Below are 2,120 nucleotides of genomic sequence, written 5' to 3' on the forward strand. Positions count from 1 at the left end.
CGTGCGCCAAGCAGACTCGGAGGTGAGCTCGTGTAGTGGACCTTGAGTCGTAAGTTCGTCGTCGCCTGCCGGTGTGAGTCCGGTCCGGGTAGCTGCCAGGAGGCCCGGTAGCAGGCTGGCGGCTCGGTCTGGAAACGGGTCGGGTCGAAGCCCAGCGTCAAAAGCCCTTCAGGGGGAGCGACTGAGTGGTCCGTAGCATCAAGCGAAACCTGCGGCGTCGTTAGGGGTCTCGCCTATTGGGCGGGGCAGAGGGAGAGCCGAGCCCCCGAAATCAGGGTGAAGGCCATGGAAGCGGTGTAGCTCCTGGATTGCAGCCGCGAGGAACTCCCCGGCGTATGGGGTGCGGAACGTTCAGATGGTGGCGGCGGGAACTTGGGAGGCCCTCCCCGGCCCGGTGTGCTGCGGATGCGTGCCGGAGCGTCGGGTCCTATAACCGGTGAACCCGGGAAGTGGATCTCGTGTCGGGAGGGAGTCGGAGGCGGCCGTAGTACCGGTTGAGCCGAGCGGACAACACAACCGCCGGTGATGGGAAGGGCCGCTACTTCGTCGGTGCGTACTGCTGATAGGGGAGTGCCCGGTGAGTGCCGTTTCGGCTAGTCCCACCGCGTTGGGGTCCATTCCGGATCCGGTTCGTGCCTTGCAGCATGCGCTGTACCGGGCGGCCAAGGCCGATCCCGGGCGTCGGTTCCATGCGCTGCGAGACAAGGTCTTCCGCAGAGACGTCTTGTGGCGGGCGTGGGTCGCGGTGCGCCGCAACAATGGTGCGCCGGGCATCGACAAGACCACCTTGGCTGAGGTCGAGGAGTACGGGGTTGCCCGGCTGCTCGACGAGTTGGCCGTCGAGCTGAAGGAGGGCCGTTACCGGCCGTTGCCGACGCGTCGGGTGTTCATTCCGAAGCCCGGCACGACCGAGAAACGGCCGCTGTCGATCCCCGCAGTTCGTGACCGCGTCGTGCAGGCCGCCGTGAAGATCGTGCTCGAGCCGATCTTCGAGGCCGACATGCTGCAGTGCAGCTTCGGGTTCCGCCCGAAGCGGGCGGCGCACGATGCTCTGCAGGTGCTCGTGGATGAGACCTGGCGGGGCAGGCGGTGGGTGGTCGAGACGGATATTGCCAACTGCTTCTCGGCGATTCCGCACGACCAGTTGATGCAAGCTGTTGAGGAACGCGTCTGTGACCAGGCCGTGCTGAAGCTGCTGCGTGCGATGCTGCGCGCTGGGGTGATGGACGACGGCGTGGTTCGGCGTGAGGTGACCGGAACCCCGCAGGGCGGCGTGGTCTCGCCGTTGCTGGCGAATGTCTACCTGCATCGCATCGACCGGGCATGGTCGACCCGCGAGCACGGGGTTCTGGTGCGCTACGCCGACGACGCGATCGTGATGTGCACGTCCCGTCAGCAGGCCGAAGCCGCCCTCGCGCGGCTCACGGAGCTGCTGGCCGAGCTTGGGTTGGAACCCAAGCAGGCCAAGACGCGCATCGTGCGTCTGGAGGTTGGTGGGGAAGGCTTTGACTTCCTTGGCTTCCACCATCGGCTGGTGCGCGCGTGGGCTCGGACCGGGACCAAGCAGGTCACGTTCCTGGCACGCTGGCCCGCGAACAAGGCCATGCAGCACGCCCGCGATCGGATCCGGCAACTCACGGATCGGCGCCGGCTGCTGCTGAAGGTGGAGTGGATCGTGCAGGACATCAACCAGTTCCTGCGCGGCTGGGCCGGGTACTTCAAGTACGGCAATTCGGCCCGACACTTCGGCAAGATCAGGGACTACGCGAAGATGCGTTTGGCGATCGTGATCGCCAAACGTCATAAGCGCAGCCGAGCGTTCGGGGTGCAGGTGCTGGTCTTCCAGTCCCACAACGAACTCGGCCTGGTCGAGCTCATGGGAACCGTCGTCGCGCCAAGGCCGTTCAAGCCCTGGCGGCGGGACAGACCGAATGCCGGCGGTGAACGACGTCGGTGAGCCGTGTGCGGGAAAACCGCATGCACGGTTCGATGGGCGGGTGCTGGAAACGGAACAGTCTGGACACGGTCACCGCAGTGGGACAACCGGCCGGGAAACCGCCGGCACGAAGGCTGCTGGACCTACGCCCAGATCGAGTCACCGCGCCAGCGCCCGACCCTAC

1 protein-coding gene is annotated in these 2,120 nt (G+C 66.1%); it reads left to right on the plus strand.

Annotated features, from left to right (window positions below):
- Positions 1-637: 637 nt before the first annotated feature.
- Positions 638-1,957, plus strand: a complete 1,320-nt coding sequence (gene ltrA / locus IEZ31_RS55610) for a group II intron reverse transcriptase/maturase (RefSeq protein WP_229837338.1) — start codon at positions 638-640, stop codon at positions 1,955-1,957.
- Positions 1,958-2,120 lie beyond the last annotated feature (163 nt).

This window comes from Dactylosporangium sucinum, from assembly GCF_014647515.1.
GTDB classification, from domain to species: domain Bacteria; phylum Actinomycetota; class Actinomycetes; order Mycobacteriales; family Micromonosporaceae; genus Dactylosporangium; species Dactylosporangium sucinum.